Origin of the sequence: Chitinophaga sp. YR573 (assembly GCF_900110995.1) — a bacterium.
In the GTDB taxonomy this organism is placed as follows: Bacteria; Bacteroidota; Bacteroidia; order Chitinophagales; family Chitinophagaceae; genus Chitinophaga.
In genome coordinates, this window is sequence record NZ_FOJF01000003.1 from 66,712 (window position 1) to 84,969 (window position 18,258).

Annotated in this window: 15 protein-coding genes; 10 read left to right on the plus strand and 5 right to left on the minus strand. The window is 42.0% G+C overall.

Annotated features, from left to right (window positions below):
• Positions 1-240: 240 nt before the first annotated feature.
• Positions 241-2,625, minus strand: coding sequence for an ABC transporter permease (locus BMW86_RS26700; protein ID WP_089785949.1), 2,385 nt, complete (start codon positions 2,623-2,625; stop codon positions 241-243).
• A 403-nt stretch (positions 2,626-3,028) separates the two neighbouring features.
• On the opposite strand from BMW86_RS26700, the gene BMW86_RS26705 reads away from it, so the two are divergent.
• From BMW86_RS26705 to BMW86_RS26730, 6 genes are all read left to right on the plus strand, one after another.
• Positions 3,029-4,264 carry an aspartate aminotransferase family protein gene (locus tag BMW86_RS26705; RefSeq protein ID WP_089785951.1) on the plus strand — a complete coding sequence of 412 codons (1,236 nt, stop codon included), beginning with the start codon at positions 3,029-3,031 and terminating at the stop codon, positions 4,262-4,264.
• A 10-nt stretch (positions 4,265-4,274) separates the two neighbouring features.
• On the plus strand, positions 4,275-5,300 hold the full coding sequence (locus tag BMW86_RS26710) for a zinc-dependent alcohol dehydrogenase (protein ID WP_089785953.1): 1,026 nt from the start codon (positions 4,275-4,277) through the stop codon (positions 5,298-5,300).
• A complete protein-coding gene (locus BMW86_RS26715; RefSeq protein WP_089785955.1) occupies positions 5,297-5,980 on the plus strand; it encodes an HAD family hydrolase in 684 nt (227 codons plus the stop codon). Before BMW86_RS26710 ends, BMW86_RS26715 begins: the two co-directional genes overlap by 4 nt.
• Positions 5,981-5,985: 5 nt before the next feature.
• Complete coding sequence (locus tag BMW86_RS26720) at positions 5,986-7,119, plus strand: MFS transporter (RefSeq protein ID WP_089785957.1); 1,134 nt, start codon at positions 5,986-5,988, stop codon at positions 7,117-7,119.
• Positions 7,120-7,401: 282 nt separating this feature from the next.
• Positions 7,402-9,411, plus strand: a complete 2,010-nt coding sequence (locus tag BMW86_RS26725) for a gluzincin family metallopeptidase (protein ID WP_089785959.1) — start codon at positions 7,402-7,404, stop codon at positions 9,409-9,411.
• Between the two features lie 5 nt (positions 9,412-9,416).
• Positions 9,417-10,925: an MBL fold metallo-hydrolase gene (locus BMW86_RS26730; RefSeq protein WP_089785961.1), complete on the plus strand. Its 1,509-nt coding sequence runs from the start codon at positions 9,417-9,419 to the stop codon at positions 10,923-10,925.
• Positions 10,926-10,934: 9 nt separating this feature from the next.
• Here the strand turns inward: BMW86_RS26730 and BMW86_RS26735 are convergent, their stop codons facing one another.
• Positions 10,935-11,441, minus strand: a complete 507-nt coding sequence (locus BMW86_RS26735) for a DinB family protein (RefSeq protein WP_089785963.1) — start codon at positions 11,439-11,441, stop codon at positions 10,935-10,937.
• Between the two features lie 353 nt (positions 11,442-11,794).
• Here BMW86_RS26735 and BMW86_RS26740 point away from each other — a divergent pair, with 353 nt between their 5' ends.
• The 4 genes from BMW86_RS26740 (at position 11,795) to BMW86_RS26755 (ending at position 14,369) form a co-directional block, all read left to right on the plus strand.
• The gene (locus BMW86_RS26740) at positions 11,795-12,418 is read left to right on the plus strand and encodes a DUF1349 domain-containing protein (RefSeq protein WP_255373018.1); all 624 of its coding nucleotides are present in this window, start codon (positions 11,795-11,797) and stop codon (positions 12,416-12,418) included.
• A 220-nt stretch (positions 12,419-12,638) separates the two neighbouring features.
• Entirely contained in the window at positions 12,639-13,193 is a 555-nt protein-coding gene (locus BMW86_RS26745; RefSeq protein WP_089785967.1) for a phage tail protein, read from the plus strand.
• 30 nt (positions 13,194-13,223) lie between these two features.
• Complete coding sequence (locus BMW86_RS26750) at positions 13,224-13,766, plus strand: phage tail protein (RefSeq protein WP_089785969.1); 543 nt, start codon at positions 13,224-13,226, stop codon at positions 13,764-13,766.
• 33 nt (positions 13,767-13,799) lie between these two features.
• Positions 13,800-14,369: a phage tail protein gene (locus tag BMW86_RS26755; RefSeq protein ID WP_089785971.1), complete on the plus strand. Its 570-nt coding sequence runs from the start codon at positions 13,800-13,802 to the stop codon at positions 14,367-14,369.
• Between the two features lie 142 nt (positions 14,370-14,511).
• Here BMW86_RS26755 and BMW86_RS26760 read toward each other — a convergent pair whose 3' ends face one another.
• From BMW86_RS26760 to BMW86_RS26770, 3 genes are all read right to left on the minus strand, one after another.
• Positions 14,512-16,338 carry an asparagine synthase-related protein gene (locus tag BMW86_RS26760; protein WP_177189411.1) on the minus strand — a complete coding sequence of 609 codons (1,827 nt, stop codon included), beginning with the start codon at positions 16,336-16,338 and terminating at the stop codon, positions 14,512-14,514.
• Positions 16,339-16,457: 119 nt separating this feature from the next.
• The gene (locus BMW86_RS26765) at positions 16,458-17,135 is read right to left on the minus strand and encodes an alpha/beta hydrolase (RefSeq protein WP_089785975.1); all 678 of its coding nucleotides are present in this window, start codon (positions 17,133-17,135) and stop codon (positions 16,458-16,460) included.
• 6 nt (positions 17,136-17,141) lie between these two features.
• Positions 17,142-18,140, minus strand: a complete 999-nt coding sequence (locus tag BMW86_RS26770) for an alpha/beta hydrolase (protein WP_089788144.1) — start codon at positions 18,138-18,140, stop codon at positions 17,142-17,144.
• Positions 18,141-18,258 lie beyond the last annotated feature (118 nt).

Here is an 18,258-nt window from a genome sequence, read left to right on the forward strand (position 1 = left end):
GCCAGATGTTATTGATCAATAAATACACCTTATCTGACGTGAATATTAGGTGAAGTTAAATTGAAAAACAAATCCTGAACCCATATTCCCAAGCTAAATCAGAGAACTAAACAGTCAGATGTAGTGTATTTATGATCAATAACCTCTGGCAATCTACGCTGCCATAACATTCACTACCATAAATAGAGATTATGTCGTGAAATTTTTCATAAATCATGGTATAGAATATGCATAAATATGTTACTCTATCTTCAAACTCTTCACCGGATTCCCCAACGCCGCTTTTATCGTCTGCAAAACAATCAATACCCCTGTTATCGCAGCCAGCAATACTAAGGTAAGCAGAAACGGTGTCGCCGTAATATCTACCCTGTACACATAATCATCCAGCCATCTTTTCATGATCAGATAAGCTACCGGACAGGCAACAATACCTGCCACTGCAATCACCAGCATAAACTCCTTCACAAACAACGCTACAATACTGCTGATAGAAGCCCCTAATACTTTACGGATACCGATCTCTTTAGTCCGTTTCTGAATACTTAAAGAGATCATTCCCATCACGCCTAAAAGAACAATAATGAAGGAGAGGAGGGTAGCTGTATAGGCAGCCTGTTTAAGCTGTATTTCTGTCTTATATACCCTGGCAAGGCGGTCGTCCATAAATTTATACTCAAAGGGAGTTCCTGGCATTAACGCCGCCCATTTCTTTTGTACTGCAGCGATAGAATTGGTGCCTTTTAGTTTAAAAGAAAAATACCGGAAGATAGGATTCATCTTTAAATGCAGGATAAGTATCGGTTGTACCGCCTGCTGCATAGTAGTAAAATGAAAATCTTTTGTTACTCCTGTTACAGTAAATACTGTTCCCGAAGATTTATCCTTCACCTTTCTGCCTATCGCATCTGTAGGATTAGCAAACCCCAATGCTTTCGACATAGCAGCATTGATCACTACTTTACTGCTATCAACAGGCTCATTGAAAAACTGACCGCTTTCCATGGGAATACCATAGGTGTCTGCATAGTATGCATCAGTTGTCAGCAGAATAGAAGCGACGGATGTATTGGAATCAGCTTCCGCCCTATGAACACTCATACTACCTGAACTGGCGCCATCAGGGACTTCATACGATAAAGCTACATTTCGTACTTCCGGCATATCAGCAAACTGATTACGTATTCCCCGCATATGGTTGACACCTGCAGGCGTCCAGTCTCTCGGTACCTGTGCAGAGACTACATACTCTTTATTATACCCCAGATCTTTACTAAAGAACAACTGTACCTGTTTTGTAATAATAAAAGCGCCTATCAGCACAATAGCAGCTATAAAGAACTGAAAAGCTACCAGCGATTTCCGTAACAATACATTTTCCTTCACTGTCTTTAATTTCCCTTTCAGGGAATCCACAGATTTTAAAGAAGATAAAACAAAGGCCGGATACAACCCTGCTGCCAGACCGGTTAATAGTATCAGCAACAATGGGAAAGCAATAAAGTACAAAGGAAAAGAAGTAGGGATCTTTTTATCCAGCATTTGTCCGAAAGCAGGACTGGCCAGCTGATATATTACATACGCCAGCAATGCAGAGAAACAAACCAGTATAGTGGATTCTATCAGGAACTGCCATATCAGTTGCCGTCTCAATCCTCCTAATACTTTACGCATGCCGATTTCCTTCATCCGCGAAGAAGAACGGCTGACAGACATATTAATGAAGTTGATCACCGCCATTAACAGGATAAATAAAGCAATAGCAGATAACGTATATAACATCCGCTTCACCAGGTTATTATCTTTTTCAAGATAATAATTCTTCAAGGGAACAAGAAAAGGATGCAGATTTTCATATATCTGGGGAGATGTATTTGTCTTTAGTAAGGACGCAATAGGTTTCTCAAGACTAGCTGGTTGAACCCCATTCTGCAGCTCTACATAACTTACCGTAAATATATTATTCCAGCTATCAATATTTCTCCCAAAAAAAGAGAGCGCACTGAGAGGAAGATAAAAACAATTCGCATTATCATCATTCAGGCTGGATACAGAATTTTCTCCCGGTATCTTTACCACTGCAGTAACCAGGAAGTCGTGTTTGGAGCCAGCAAAGTTTTCCAGTGTAATTGCTTTCCCGGTCACATCCGTAACACCGAAATACTTTTTAGCCATTTCATCCGTCAGTACTATAGAAAAAGGATCATTCAAAGCCGTTCTGGCATCACCATACAATACTTTGAACCCATACATATTCAGGAGAGTACTGTCGCCGACCTGTAAACCCTGCCGGAAGCTCTTTTCGCCCACAGTAGCATTGGTTGTAATACCATCGAAACGATAATAATTCTTTACCAGAGAAGGATATTGTTCTTTTAATGCTTTAGACAAGGCCCCAACAGTAGCCATATCGTACCCCATATTAGGGTCTTTCCATTTACTTTCGATAATATAATGATTGCCGGCATTTTTCAGATGGACATTCACCTGTAATTCACTCCATACATAAGCCATAATCAGCATCGCAAAAGCAATACCTGTTGCCAGCCCGATGATATTCAATAAAGAATAAAAACGGCTTTTAATGATATTCCGCCAGGCGATCAGGATGTAGTTCTTCAGCATGTGGGTTATGGATTTTGGAAGAGTGCCATCAAACAAAATGCCGTGTTTTTATATATTGATAATGAATTGATTATGATATTAAAGTAGCTCAAAACTGTCCGTTTATGATACATCCGTTGTCCGGTTATGATAACGTTGTACCGTCTGCGTAGTAATGATATTTGTCCATTTTATAGCACATAAATCATTTTAGCAAAACAAAAAAAATAAAATATTGAGAATGGAATTCTATTTTGCAATTGTATTTAACCCGTATAAATTCCATTATCCAAATTGAACGTTATCTTATGTAACCCTTAACGCCACTCAATTCATGTAAACCCGAAAATGTAAGGACACAACAATGTCTTAAGGAAAATTTATTGCCCTCAGAATAATTCCACAATCCTAAAACCATCATCCCATGTCCAGTAGTGTCCATTTCACTAAAGGTAAAGGCATACGCCTCTACACGCCCCAGAATGAAGAGTACATTGATGCCGTATCCGGAACATTTAACCTCGCATTGGGTTATAGTCACCCGGAATTAGTAGACGTACTCAAAACACAGGTCGAAGACCTCATCCACGTCTCATCTTCCTTCACAGGAGAACTTGCTCAAAACGTATTAGACAGTATCCTCGATCATGCACCGGAACACATTACAGACGGCTGGATGCGGGATATTATCGGCTCCACTGCCAATGAAGGCGCAGTGAAAATTGCCAACAAGTATAACGGGAAAAATGAAGTGATCAGTCTGTCCATGTCTCACCACGGACAAACCCTGTTCGCTACCAGTATTTCCGGAAATGCTTTCCGCCGTAAATCATTCTCTAACACCATCTCCACTCAGAATGGGATCGTCCCTGCTCCCTATTGTTACCGTTGCCCGTATTCCGCAAAAGGAGCGCCTGCATGCGGCTTTTTATGTACCGAAGCTATCCACGATTATGTACAGTATTCCAGCTCCGGTAATGTCTCCTGTCTGATCATAGAACCTATTTTGGGTAATGGTGGCAACATCATCCCACCTGAAGGTTATTTCGAAAGGATCAGGAAGATTTGTGATGAACTGGACATCGTACTTATTGCAGATGAAGTACAGACAGGCATTGGCAGAACAGGCCATATGTTTGCCAGTGAATATTACGATATACAACCAGATATCATCACACTGGCCAAAGGATTAGGCGGTATCGGTATCCCGGCAGCTGCTATCCTGTACCGTGCTGAATATGCGGTGCTTGAAAAGTTTGAACATTCTTACACATCAGGTGGTAACCTGCTATCATTGACTGCCACACAAAAAACGATGGAAGTCGTTTCCAGAGAAGGATTTCTGGAAGATGTCCGCACAAACGGGAAGATCCTCGGTGAACTGCTGAATACGCTGAAAGAAGACTACGGACATATCATCGGAGATGTACGTGGTATCGGTTATATGTGGGGACTCGAAATCGTTGATAAAGACGGGGCTCCTGATGTAAATCTATCTAACAAAATCATCGACTTAGCGCTCACAGATCATAAAATGATTTTAAGAGGATCGCGTTATGGCTTTGGTAACGTCGTAAAAGTAAGACCCGCACTCACCGCTACAATAGACGATATAGAAGAGATCTATCTCCGTTTAGACAAATTATTCAGCCAGTTATAAACCACACCCCATGAAAGCAATCGTATATAACAACCCCTGGGATATCAGGATAGAAGAGAAGGAAGAACCGGCTATCATCTTACCGGATGAAGTAATTGTAGAAATACGTGCCACTGGTATCTGTGGTACAGACCTCAGTATTATTTCAGGAGAATACCTCGCAAGGCCACAGGTGATCATCGGACATGAATCTGCTGGTGTGATAGTAGAAAAAGGTAAAGGCGTAGATAATTGTAACGTAGGTGATCGTGTAATCATAGATCCCACTTACTATTGCGGTTACTGTGATAACTGCCGCAAAGGATTACGTAATCATTGCCTGCTGAAATCTACTACAGAAGCGGGCGTATCCATCGATGGTACTTTCACCCGCTATTTCAAAACTACCCAGCGTTTCATTTATGGTTTACATGATAACATTCCCTTTGAACAGGGCGCTATGTCAGAGCCATTAAGCTGTGTATTAACAGCTGTAAAGAAACTGGCTGTAACTCCCTTCATGCGTACTGCTATACTCGGTGGCGGTCCTATCGGCCTGCTATTCTACATGGCGTTGAAACAACACGGTATCCGGGAAGGTGTGATCTATGAAACATCAAAGAACAGGATCAAGCTGATAGAGCAGAACAACGTCCTCTCCAAAGGCTGGCAAATAGCGCCGGAATTCATCCCGCAGAAAAACCAGTACGACCTGATCATCGATACCACTGGTAGTTTACTGGAAAAATCCATGTTGGCAATTGCAGATGGCGGAAAAATTTCCCTGATGGGCTTACGTAACAATCAACAGACCATCAACCCCCGCGAGATAGCAGACAGAAGTATCTCTATCATCGGTTCCATCGATTCTCAGGATACTTTTAAACATGCGGTAGACCTCATCAACAGTGGCAGATTAGAACTGGAAAAGATCATCACCAATGGGTACAGTCTGAATGATTTTACCACAGCAGTGAAAGATCTCGGCTGTGATGTGGGTACCAGACAACGGAACAATAATATCTCCAGTCTTAAATCTTTTATCTCAATAACATGAAATACATCATCTTCGACATTGACGGTACTTTAACAGATACCACTGAAATAGACGATCAATGTTTTACACAGGCGATAGAAGATACATTTGGCTTCTACGACTTTGAAACAAACTATGGACATTATAAGAATACCACCGACTCAGGTATCATAGACCAGCTCTTCCGCGAAAGACTGGGCCGTTCTTACAACCCAGAAGAACAGCACAAATTCATTTTGCATTTTTGTAACTTACTGGAACAGGCGTATAAAAACAACCCGGACTGTATCCGTGAAATAAGCAAGGCTGCTAAGATCATAGAACTCCTCTGTCAGCAGGAACATCTCAGCATAGGACTGGCAACAGGTGGCTGGCGTGAATCCGCATTATTCAAGTTACGTTGTGCCGGCATCAATATTGATGGATGTACCGCAGCTTCTTTTGCACAGGACGCCATGGCCCGTCAGGATATCATCGGGCATACTATCCGCAGGATGAATGTAAAGCATCATCGCGAACAGCACGTATCCGATATCGTATACATAGGAGATGGCAACTGGGATTACCTGGCTACGATTGAATTAGGTATCCGCTTCATCGGTATAGAAAATAAAAGACTGGCTCATCTGAACGATATCATCAAAATTGCTGATTATGATGATTTACATCAGCATATCGGCATGATGCAACACATTGATTAAAACATATGACCATTAACACAAAGCGGTCTTACCGTATTGCCACCAGCATCTTTTTCTTTATAGCAGGCCTGACTTATTCAAGTTGGGCCTGCCGTATTCATGATATAAAAGCCCACTTCGGCCTTAACAACGCAGAACTGGGCAGCGTATTATTCTCCTTACCCGTAGGACTGATGATCAGCTTACCCATCTCAGGCTGGATGGTTACCCGTATCGGCAGCAGGAGAGTCCTCATCACCGCAGGTCTCTTTTTTCCTTTCATGCTTTGCATCATTGGCCTTAGTACACAAATCTGGCAACTGGTCATCGTTCTTTTTTTGTTCGGTTTCATGAACAACGTATTCGAAATAGCGATGAACACCCAGGCTGTAGGAATAGAATCCTTATACAAGCGATCTATCATGGCTTCCTTTCACGGACTCTGGAGTTTGGCAGGATTCACCGGTATCGGTATAGGGACGCTGGCAATCGCCTTAAAATGGCCAATACACATACATTTTATCACCATCGGGATCATCTGCTGGACATTGGTATTAATCTGCTGGAAAAACTTATTACCGGAAGATGAGGTATCTGAAGGATCCCAGCCCCTTTTCGCAAAACCAGACGGCCACATCTTAAAACTGGGATTAATAGCTTTTGCCAGCCTGGTAACAGAAGGCACCATGTTCGACTGGAGCGGGGTATATTTCCAGAAGATCATCAACGTCCCCGAATCACTAACAACAGTAGGATACATTGCCTTCATGGGTACAATGGCAGGGGGCCGCTTCGCAGCAGATTACATAGTCACCCGGTTTGGCGTGAAACATGTATTGCAGTGCAGTGGTATCATCAGTACCAGCGGACTATTACTGGCAATAATATTCCCCAACATATACACAGCTACACTGGGCTTTCTGTTAGTAGGTATCGGGGTCTCCTCTGTAGTTCCACTAGTACTGGCATTAGCCGGCAAATCCAAAACATTACCCCCGGGAGTCGCCATTGCAGCAGTATCCACAGTAGGTTTCCTGGGCTTCTTACTGGGCCCGCCACTCATTGGATTCATCGCAGAAGCAATGGACCTGCGCTGGTCCTTTGCACTGATAGCCATTCTGGGCTTTGGAACAACTTTACTGGCATCTAAAATAGAGTAGTGCCTCAGTTTGATTACATAATCTTCGCACCAGATGTTGTTGATCAATAAATACACCTTATCTGACGTGAATATTAGGTGAAGTTAAATTGAAAAACAAATCCTGCACCCATATTCCCAAGCTAAATCAGAGAACTAAACAGTCAGATGCAGTGTATTTATGATCAATAACATCTGGCAATTAACATTCAAACTGAGAATCGACGGGTAAAAAATACAAACAAGTTGGTATTTTTTACCTGTTATAAATTCGATATATTGTATTCCAAAGAAATGTACCCCAATGGATATGCTTGTCCCCAAAACAAAACTAGCTAAGCTCAATAAGCCAGTATCGCGCAAATTAAGAGCTTATGCCTTCGACCCTTCTCTATCATTGTTAACAGATACTGTACAGGTTAATAATATTGTTTACAAAGTTGAATGGGAAGAACTACAGCAGGCTGGAACAAAAACACTGCCTGCCGGTGAGTATATAGAGATCATTGATTATGACCCCGCTTCCGGTGTTTTTTATCCACCGGTAGATCTGAACGATCCATACTTACTGGCTCAGGACGGACTAAATCCCAGTGTCAGTAATCCGCAATTCCATCAGCAGATGGTCTATGCCGTGATAATGACCACCATAAAGAATTTTGAACGGGCATTGGGCCGGAAGATCCAATGGTCTCCTCATATTTATCTTACTGAAAGTAACAAAATAGGAGGTAGCAGTTTTGTACAAAGGTTGCGTATTTATCCGCATGCCTTAAGACAGGCAAACGCCTATTACAATCCTCAGAAAAAAAGCCTGCTCTTTGGATACTTTCCTGCAAAACCAGCAAATGTGCAGTTACAGTTACCCGGTGGTACTGTATTTACCTGCCTTAGTCATGATGTAATCGCACACGAAACAACACATGCCATCCTGGACGGACTGCATCAGCGATATATTGAAGATACGCATCCGGATACCCGGGCCTTTCATGAAGCATTTTCAGATATTGTAGCCTTATTTCAGCATTTTACTTTCCCTGAAGTACTAAAACACCAGATTGCCAAAACAAAGGGCGATCTGAATGCCCAGAATCTCCTTGGACAATTAGCCCAGCAGTTCGGCCTGGCAATGGGAAGTTATGGTAGCCTGCGTGATGCCATTGGGAAAACAGACCCGGTAACAGGAGAATGGACACCTCAGAAACCTGATCCGGAAGAATACGCTACTAAAATGGAATTCCATGATCGTGGCGCTGTACTGGTAGCTGCTATATTCGACGCATTCCTCAATATTTATAAACAACGTATCAAACCATTGTTAAGGGTCTCCACAGGCGGAGAGGGAGATCTTCATCCTGATATGGTCGATCTGTTAGCGAATACAGCTTCAGACACTGCTTCCCGTATCCTCAAAATATGCGTCCGGGCACTGGACTATTGCCCTCCGGTAGATATCAATTATGGGGATTATCTGCGGGCACTCATTACCGCAGATGTTGATATGGTAGCTGAAGATGAAAAGAATTACCGCGTTGCTTTCATAGAAAGCTTTCAAAAACGGGGCATCTTCCCTACAGGTGTAAAAACAATGTCCGTGGAATCATTGGTGCATGAGCCGTTCCCTGAATTTGAACTCGCAGAAGATGACGAAGAAATATTTATTAAGTTCCTCAAAGAGTTTAAGGAAGCGGTTGCCTATGAAACAAGCAGGGAGAAAGTCTTTGATACAACTAAATATTTTATCTCAGGAGATAAGAAAAAGAAAATTACAGGATTATATGATCGTATTAATTCAAAATTCATTTTGAGCAATGCCGGTAAAAAATTTGCGGAACTCTCCGGTTTATTATTCCCGGAAGGTACAATGGCTTGTGAGGGCCTGGGATTCGGTCATTCGGATTACTCTGATTTAGCTAAATATTCAGTAGAGAATCTCTGGCTGGCCAGCAGGATCACACCGGATGATAAAATAATAAATCATGTGATCATTAACCTTGTGCAGAAAAGAGGCATAAGAGTAAACATTGATGCAGAACAGAATTTTTCAGTCGCAGGTTATTTTGATCCCGGAAAAGATAAACCGGATAATGGATTTATTTTCCGTGGCGGATGCACACTGATCTTTGACCTTGATAAAATGCAATTGAAATATGCTATAAAAAAAGGGATTGATGATGTTGAGCGTATGGAACGTCAGTATAAATACAAGAACAATATCGGCGCAGATAAAGGCGAAGTATACTTTTCTGATAAAACACTCGCAACGCTTTCAGGCCCTTTCGCATTCATGCATTCATTTACCCATCAACATTAATTAAGATGAAAAATATTGATTCTATCAAAGTGCGAATGTACAGGCATGGCTTTGGAGATTGTTTCTTACTGCAATTCTTTGCCGGAGCTACCCGCAACTTTACCATGCTGATCGACTGTGGTTTAAAGCTGAATGATAGTGTAGAGGGAATCACGCTGGATAATGTAAGAGATGATATTGTAAAAGAATTAAAAGGTAGCAGGAAAACCGTGCCTCAGCTGGATGTATTGGTAGCTACCCACGAACACTGGGACCATGTATCAGGATTCCATCCGGATAAGAAACTGTTTGATAAATTGCCTATCGGTAAGTTATGGCTGGCATGGACAGAAAACCCTGAAGATAAAGATGCTAAAGTATTGAATAAAGGTCTCCGGAAAAGAGTAAAGGCGCTTAAAATTGCCGCAGAACATTTGAAGAAAAAGACAGATGAAAATGCGGCTGCTTTTAAGCTGCAGATAGGTGGAGATAATATGCTGATCCAAAGAAAAGCGTTTAATAATTCTTTGGATGGATTGCTTGAATTCTTCGGGCCCCTGGCATTAACAACAACACCGGGAGGAATAAAAGTGAGCGATCAGTTTAAGATCAGTCTTGATACGCAGAATGCGATGGACCATCTGCGGACTTTAGCAAAGAAAGGTGAAGCAGGAATAGTCTATCTGGACCCTGGTGAGTTAATTGAAGAGAAAACAAAATTGCCCGGCATCCGCATGTATGTAATGGGGCCACCCAAAAACAAATTATTGAATAAAGCCGCGCCATCAGGTGGTGCAAAAAAAGAAGTCTATTTTGGCGATAGCTCACTGGCTGGATTTGTAGAAGGGATCTTTGGAATGGATGCCCAGGATCCTTCACTGGATGGTGGCCGGCCATTTGGGACTGCAACAACCATATCACTGGCAGAGGCGGAGCAGCTGGATTATATGAAAGCCTCCTATTTTGATCCTGAACAGTCTTACCGCAAAATTGATGACGACTGGCTGGATATGGCGGGTGCATTAGCAATGCAAATGGATGCTGATACGAATAATACCAGCCTGGTGCTGGCAATAGAATTCATTGATAGCGGCAGGGTGCTTTTATTCCCGGGAGATGCACAGGTAGGGAACTGGCTTAGCTGGCATGAACACGAATGGGAGGTAAAGAACGATGGGAAAAAGGAAACGGTGAATGCGGAACATTTATTAAATAATACCGTATTCTATAAAGTAGGGCATCATTGCAGCCATAACGCAACATTGAAGGAGAAAGGTCTGGAGATGATGACACATGAGGATCTTGTCGCTTTTGTTCCTGAAAAAGAACACCAGTATAAAGGCATTCCTCATACACCGCTTTTAAACACGCTGCTGGAAAAAACGAGAGGAAGGACAGTAGTTTCCGCAGATGTAAATTTCCCTGCGGGAAATGTACTTAAAAAGAAACCACAAGGGTTGAGCAGGGAAGAATGGGCACGTTTTAAAGAGCAGTTGACAATTACAGATTTATTCGTAGAATATATAGTAAAATAATATGGCCGCTTACATCGAATGATGTAAGCGGTTTTTTACTTTTTCAGCAATATTCTTCAATTGATGGATATGCCTTTGTGTATGCACTATTATAAAATGATTCCATTCCATCCTCGTCAATTCTCCAAATCCGGGCATAGCAAATTCCAGACAGGTAACACTTTGATCCTGCTTTTTAAGATTCTCACCCACTTCATCAAGTGTTAATGTCAGACACTTTAGCAATAACTTTTTATCATGTGGATGATCAGAAGGAATAATAAACTCCGGAGATTTAAATTTCTCATTGAAGTTCAAAAACAGGTCCTCTATACTTTTGATCTTTTCTCCGGGATTTCTTTCAGTAGGAGCTACAGCACCCTGTAACACCTGGGATACACCGGATACAGATTTATAGATATGTTCACCTACCTGTCCGGCAGTCCAGCTACCTTCAAAAGGGACCATATTCATTTCTTCTTCATTGAATGAAGACAGGATCTTTATAAGTGCCGCAGCAGTATTATGTAATTCCATAACGATCTCAATTATTATGAACCAAATGTCTATACTAAAATGGACAATACAGGGGCGTATTCACGACTTCTTAAGGGGGGATTTAGGACATTAATTTCCAGTAGTACCTCAAGTTCCTCAGTTTGATTACATAATCTTCGAGCCAGATGTTATTGATCAATAAATACACCTTATCTGACGTGAATATTAGGTGAAGTTAAATTGAAAAACAAATCCTAAACCCATATTCCAAAGCTAAATCAGAGAACTAAACAGTCAGATGCAGTGTATTTATGATCAATAACATCTATAACATTCGAACTGAGTCTCTACCTAATTTTCCTACATTTGCCCTACTTTTAAAACAATCGTTTATGAGAAAAACCCTTTTATTCGTTTTCGTACTTAGTTTTTGTATTGGTAACCTGCATGCTCAAAATCAATCTCCTGTTATGAAATGGTTTAATGAACCCGGCAAATGGACCGGCAACGCTAAGAAACTGGATGTAACCGTAGACCCTGCCACCGATTACTGGCGTGTAACCCATTATGGCTTTATCCGCGACAATGGCCCTTTTTATTTCCAGGAACAGGAAGGTGACTTTGAAGCCAGTGTAAAGATCACCGGACATTACCAGGAACTCTTCCACCAGGCTGGATTGATGGTAAGAATTGATAACAAGAACTGGATCAAAACAGGGATTGAATATGTAGATGGTGTACAGAACGTAAGTGCAGTAGTAACAAGAGAAGTATCCGACTGGTCAGTAGTACCACGTCATGATAGTCCGGAGTCCGTTTGGCTCAGATTATTGAGAAAAGGGGACTTCGTAGAGATAAAATATTCTTTTGATGGAATAAAGTATGATATGTTACGACTGGCATACTTCCCGCCCAATGTAAAAGCACAGATAGGAGTAGTAGCTGCTGCTCCCGGTAAAAAGAGTTTCCCTGTAGTGTTTGAAAATTTTGAAGTAAAAGCTGTAGAGAAGAAGTAATGATATAGAAATCAGAAAAAATCCCCCTGCAACACAGGGGGATTTTTTTTTGATCATACCCCGCTAAATTATTTGTTTTGAACATTTTTGAGCCTTTACTGTTAACTAAGAACTAATAACCATTATAATCCCTCAATAACAACTGTATATCATGGATTAACATCAGCTCAATTTCCTACTCTTTTATAACTCCAATTTACTCACCTCAAAATTTACACTTATGGATGGTTTCGTTGGCGAAATCAGGGCTTTCGGATTCAATTTTACACCTAACGGCTGGCTTGCCTGTGATGGTACTACGTACAACATTAGTGCGTTCCAGACCCTCTTCGCAATTATCGGTATACAATTCGGCGGTAATGGCACTACCAATTTTAAAGTGCCGGATCTCCGCGGAGTCGTATTAACAGGCGTTAATCCGGCTGCAGCCGGTTTTACTGTACCAGGAGCCAGTGGGGGCAGTGCACAGGTCACCATTACAACGAACACAATGCCCGCCCACAATCACAACATCCAGGCAGTCACACGTTCCAGTCTGGCACAGACAGCCCTGGCCACCGCTACGCCGGCAAGTAATGTTTATCTCACCAATGCCTTTTCATCTGGCTTGTCACAGGGCATTGTTGTGTATTCTAATAATAAGAATAGTGGCACAGTATTGAATCCGCAAACGATAATGCCTGCCGGTTCCAGTATACCACACGATAATATGTCGCCTTATCTGGCACTGACTTATTCCATTTGCGTGAGTGGCATATTCCCTCCGCATCAATAGCATTTCTTAACCTTATCTTATTTTTTTCATATGGATAATTATTTAGGAGAAATCCGGCTTTTTGGTTTCGGAGGTATTCCCAGAGGATGGATATCCTGCAGCGGACAGCTTTTGTCTATTGCTCAGAACCAGGCATTGTTTGCGCTACTCGGCACATTTTATGGCGGAAATGGCACAACAACCTTTGCGTTGCCTAATTTAAACGGTAGAGCCATTCTTGGACAAGGTACTGGTAGCAGCGGTACTTATCCGATTGGTAGTATGTCGGGCTCAGAGAGTGTTACATTGCTCTCGCCCAATTTACCCGCTCATAATCACCTGGTAAATGCGAACATTTCATACGATCTCGGTAGTCCTTCCACTAACTTTTTTGCAAACTCCAATACGGCTGGAAGTGGAGTAACTGCAAATAAAGCGGGTGTAAATCTGTACGCTCCTGCGGGAGGTGCTCTTACTCCACTTGCGCCTGCCATTACACTTTCGGGAGGAAACCTGCCTCATGAAAACCGGCAGCCATTCCTTGTTATGAACTACTGTATAGCGTCTGCAGGAATATTTCCTTCCAGACAGTAACCTCATTTACCTCAAAACGTTTAATTGATTTATATGGATAATTACCTTGGAGAAGTAAGAATCTTTGCGGGCAATTATGCCCCTCAGGGATGGGCATTCTGTAATGGCGCACTGCAAAGTATCGCTCAGGAATCTGCACTGTTTGCCTTACTCGGTACCACTTATGGTGGAGATGGCATCACTACATTTGCATTGCCGGATCTGCGGGTAAGAATACCGCTGAATCAGGGGAACCTGGCGGGTGGACAAACTTATATCATCGGACAACAGGGTGGTACACCAAATGTGACACTGTTGCAGAATAATATGCCTGCACACACGCATGCATTATTAGCCACCACCAGCGCAGCTACTACCAGCGATCCTACTAATAATTTACTCGCCCAGACAAACGGGAATAATAGTGTAAAGCAACCACCTTATCCGGATGTTAAACTCTATACAACACTACCATTGCCATCAGGGCCCAGCGCACCTAACGTTATGCTCGATCCTACTGCACTAACGATGACAGGAGGGACTCAGCCTCATGATAACATGATGCCGTATGTATGTATTAACTACATTATCGCACTGAATGGTATCTTCCCATCTTTCCAATAAAAAAACTAAAAGGGTCATGTTTGAGAACATGACCCTTTTAAAAATTTCTACTCTGTTTTTTCAGAACCGAAATCAGTTCCGGCACCGCCATTACCAGGAGTGATACCATTTAGTTTGTTTTTCATGTAATTTATTTTAGGTGTTAAGAAATAGTGGAAAAACTGTACCCTTTTGCATGTAAATCAGAAAGTATAGTACTGGCAATTACACCCTGTGTGGTACATATTATATCTTGCACATCATTACTGCCGGTATATCCTTCCCTGGATAAATAATGCTTAAAGCCAATTGCATATTTTTCGGATGTGATTACCTCCTGAATAAATCCGGCATGTTTCATCGTACGGGAAACGTAATCAGGTGAATACATTCCTTTATCATGTCTCCATAATACTTCCGGAGGCATTATGCCAGCCATTGCATGCCTGAGCAGACTTCTTTTATAACCTCCGCGAACAAACAGCTGCTGTGGCACATCGATCATAAATTCCAATACATGTTTATCGAAAAGTGGTACTGCAGACTGCATCCCAAATCTTTCATTTCGTTTTGCCAGCATCGCAGGAAATATCCCTGTTCGTCCATTCCGGATTTTATTACACATAAAAGAAGTAATATCCTTTACAGCATCAAAATTCAGGTCCTGTTTATATTTATTGAAAAATCCATTTTGCAGCCATGCGGCAGTTACTTCATCTGATTTTTTCTTTCTCCATCGTGTATGAGATAAATATTCTCTTTTGATGATTTCCATCAATCCTTTACCTTCTGTTTTTGAAAAGCCTTTTATCAGCTTCCAGGCATCTGTGACACGTCCTTTGTTGATCATGTTGCGAATAACGGGATTTCCTTTCCATGATACCCAATGATCTCCGCCATAGCCCGTATAAAGCATACCTATATGTTTATCTCTGGCAGCATTGAGAATCGCATAGTCCATATAATAAAAAACATTCGGGAACGTTTCATCATTTTCAAAGGCCGCTACAATATTATCAAAGGGACCGTATTCTTCCGCTGTTACATAGGTTTGCACCAGGTTTGGGCAATGTTTGCCAATGATATCAATATATTTCTTTTCATCCTGTTCATCTTCTGTATGAGCATCTGGCAACACAGATGAAAAAGCATACAATGGTTTGTTAACACGTGCCAGCAAATCGGACAGGATACAGGTTAATGCAGAGGAATCAAGTCCGCCGCTTAAGGTAATGCCTATCGGCTTATCTGTAATCATCCTGTTCTTTACCGCCTCAAATAGTAGTTCTTTGAGACATCCTGTCCATTCTTCATCTCTCTTAAATGAATATTTTCCACCCTCAGGCACCCAGTATTTTTTGATGCAGATATTGTTGTCTTTTAATATCAGCATATTCCCGCCGCACAATGCAGATATATCTGCATCGTAAGTGCCGGAAGGATCTGACTGCCGGAAGTAGTATTCCATCAGGCTGATTTCATTAAATTGATAAGGACCAGGCTTTACAGCCGCTATACCTTTCTGCTCGCTGCAGAAAATAAAAGTATCCGGGGAGTCGTAATAATATAATGATCTGAATCCGATATGATCTGTGGCAATAAAACATTGCTGTGTGATGCGGTTCCATATGCAAAAAGCATATTCGCCTTCCAGGTGCTGCACACATTGTTCTCCCCATTTAAGATAAGCATGGTGTAACAATACAATGTCCGTAAGGGCATTTTGTGCACCCGTTTGTTGTATGATGTATGCGCGGTTATCAATACGGATATCTGCGGAGATGATAAGGTCCTGTGTCACAAATGGCATCTTTTGTTGCTGTTCTATCGCCACCATCAACAGTTTACAATGCCCTATCATAACGTGTTCATCCTGCCATATCTCCATTCCATCGATAGCCCTGTGTGCTAAAGAAACCTTCATACGATGAATGGTTCCCTGGTCTACCGGCTTTTTATTTTTATGTATGATGCCAAAAATAGCACTCATGATATGGACGTTTGAACACTTTATAACAAAGTATTGTCTGGAATGTTCAAACAAAAAAAGGAGGAGACCAGCAGTTCTTTCGAACATGCCAGGTCATCCCCCTCTAATAAGCTGTATAATTAAATAGATGCCGCTTTAATAATCACATCTGCTACTTCTTCAGGCTTCGTCATAAACAACGTATGCCCACCAGTCATTTCTGTAACAATGCAACCTGCGCGTTTATACATAGTACGCTCCAGTAATGGATTAATAGTACCATCATCCGTAGGAAAAATAGCAAAGGAAGGTTTGCTTTTCCAGGCAGCCTGCGTAACCGGTGTTACAAAAGACTTCACCGTTAAAGGAATCTGCGAATCATACATAAAGGCAGATTTCTCCGCAGACTGGCCTACCGCAAACGTTGAATTAAACAATGCCTTATCAAGATATACATTGCCCTTTTCATCCGGAGCCAGAATGCCATTCACTTCCAGTATCGCTTCAGACTGCACCAGTGCCAGTGTAGATTCTCCTACCTCCGGAATAAATGCTGCTACGTACACCAGACTGGCTACATTCGGATGTACACCCGCTTCTGTAATAACAGTACCGCCCCAGGAGTGACCCACCAGTACAACCGGACCTTTCTGCCTGTCAATGGCCGCTACAGTAGCGGCTACATCATCTTCCAGCGTAGTCGTTGGGTTCTGTACAAGCGTAACATTGTACCCTTTTGCCTTCAGGATCTTATAAGCTGGTTCCCAGCCGGAAGCATCCGCAAAAGCACCGTGTACAATAACAATATTCTTGATCATAATATTTTATTTTAAGTATTTCCTTAACTCTGCTGCTGCATGAACAAATACCGATTTAGACTGAGGTGTTTCTGCCAAAGGATTTAACAAACCAAAATCATGAATAGCACCATTATAACGGACAGTAGTCACCGTTACACCTGCTTCATCCAGCTTACGGCCATACGCTTCACCGCCATCCCGGAGTATATCCGCTTCTGCTACGTGTATCGATGCCGGAGGAAGACCCTTTAATTGTTCCAGCGTAGCATTAATAGGAGATGCATAAATCTCTGCACGTTGTTTAGGATCTTTTGTATAGTTATCATACATCCATTTCATCAACGGCGTTGTCAGGAACCTGTCTTTTCCAAAACGTTTATAGGAATCATGCTCAAAGTCAGCATCTACGATAGGCCAGAGCAGTACCTGTAATTTAATCTCAGGTCCTTTATTCTCTTTTGCCTTCAGCGCAGTTACCGCCGTCATGTTGCCGCCAACGCTGTTCCCAACTACAGCCAGTCTTTTACCGTCTACATTAATCTCAGCGCCATGTTCAGCCACCCATTTGGTAGCAGCAAAGATCTCATTCACTGCCTGTGGGTACTGTGCTTCCGGAGAAGGTGTGTAGTTAACAAATACACCCACCGCGCCGGATAATACAGTAAGATCACGTACCATACGTTTGTGTGTAGGGAAATCTCCTAATACCCAGCCACCACCATGGATGAAAATAAATACGGGTAACACATCGTTATTCCCGGCAGGACGAACGATATCCAGTTTGATAGTGAATCCATCCGCTGTGATAGTCTTCTCAGAAAAATCCACTCCCGAGTAATCTACCTTCACAGAGGCCTGTGCGCCTACCAATACTTCCCTGGCAGCTGCCGGAGATAATGTTTCCAATGGGGCTCCGCCACCACCATTAAGCGCCGCTAAAAACTTTTTCGTATCTGCGGACAATGCCGGATCTTCTGCTACAGGTGGGATAATGATCTCACCTTGTTGTTGATTTTGACTCATAATCACGGGTTTATTGTACGGTACCAGTGTCAAAGCCCGTACCATTCATTTAAACAATTGATATTCATTTTATTAAGTCCGATATCGGATAAAATTAATCTACGGTATATCGTAATTT

Bases quoted from the DNA above. Each gene is read 5' to 3' on its own strand.
- BMW86_RS26700 (WP_089785949.1), bottom strand. From the start codon at position 2,625: ATGCTGAAGAACTACATCCTGATCGCCTGGCGGAATATCATTAAAAGC.
- BMW86_RS26705 (WP_089785951.1), top strand. From the start codon at position 3,029: ATGTCCAGTAGTGTCCATTTCACTAAAGGTAAAGGCATACGCCTCTAC.
- BMW86_RS26710 (WP_089785953.1), top strand. From the start codon at position 4,275: ATGAAAGCAATCGTATATAACAACCCCTGGGATATCAGGATAGAAGAG.
- BMW86_RS26715 (WP_089785955.1), top strand. From the start codon at position 5,297: ATGAAATACATCATCTTCGACATTGACGGTACTTTAACAGATACCACT.
- BMW86_RS26720 (WP_089785957.1), top strand. From the start codon at position 5,986: ATGACCATTAACACAAAGCGGTCTTACCGTATTGCCACCAGCATCTTT.
- BMW86_RS26725 (WP_089785959.1), top strand. From the start codon at position 7,402: ATGGATATGCTTGTCCCCAAAACAAAACTAGCTAAGCTCAATAAGCCA.
- BMW86_RS26730 (WP_089785961.1), top strand. From the start codon at position 9,417: ATGAAAAATATTGATTCTATCAAAGTGCGAATGTACAGGCATGGCTTT.
- BMW86_RS26735 (WP_089785963.1), bottom strand. From the start codon at position 11,441: ATGGAATTACATAATACTGCTGCGGCACTTATAAAGATCCTGTCTTCA.
- BMW86_RS26740 (WP_255373018.1), top strand. From the start codon at position 11,795: ATGAGAAAAACCCTTTTATTCGTTTTCGTACTTAGTTTTTGTATTGGT.
- BMW86_RS26745 (WP_089785967.1), top strand. From the start codon at position 12,639: ATGGATGGTTTCGTTGGCGAAATCAGGGCTTTCGGATTCAATTTTACA.
- BMW86_RS26750 (WP_089785969.1), top strand. From the start codon at position 13,224: ATGGATAATTATTTAGGAGAAATCCGGCTTTTTGGTTTCGGAGGTATT.
- BMW86_RS26755 (WP_089785971.1), top strand. From the start codon at position 13,800: ATGGATAATTACCTTGGAGAAGTAAGAATCTTTGCGGGCAATTATGCC.
- BMW86_RS26760 (WP_177189411.1), bottom strand. From the start codon at position 16,338: ATGAGTGCTATTTTTGGCATCATACATAAAAATAAAAAGCCGGTAGAC.
- BMW86_RS26765 (WP_089785975.1), bottom strand. From the start codon at position 17,135: ATGATCAAGAATATTGTTATTGTACACGGTGCTTTTGCGGATGCTTCC.
- BMW86_RS26770 (WP_089788144.1), bottom strand. From the start codon at position 18,140: ATGAGTCAAAATCAACAACAAGGTGAGATCATTATCCCACCTGTAGCA.